A 274-nucleotide genomic window follows, 5' to 3' on the forward strand; every position below is an offset into this window, starting at 1 on the left:
AGCCGCTGTGAGGAAAAACGTATAAATAAATCCGACGCTGTCTGCCATGAATCCGCCCATTAATGGGCCAAACAATCCTTCGGCGACATTACTCAGCTGCATCGTGCCAAGGGTTTTACCCGCAGTTGCTTTTTCTGTCTGTGCAGAGATGAGTGCCATTGAAGTCGAGATAAAGCCCGTGACAAGCCCCATGAAGAGCCGCAGGGCGAATAGCTGATAAACAGTTTGCACAAGCCCCATTAATAGAATACTTGTTGCTATCCCAATCCCGTTA

The 274-nt window shown here is 48.2% G+C and carries 1 protein-coding gene; it reads right to left on the minus strand.

Annotation, left to right across the window (positions count from 1 at the left end; genetic code table 11):
* Positions 1–274, minus strand: a 274-nt coding sequence (locus SB658_RS23870) for an MFS transporter (RefSeq protein WP_410602807.1), incomplete at both ends; no start/stop codon positions are given.

The sequence above is a fragment of the Bacillus sp. SIMBA_008 genome (genome assembly GCF_046535495.1).
GTDB lineage: Bacteria > Bacillota > Bacilli > Bacillales > Bacillaceae > Bacillus > Bacillus subtilis.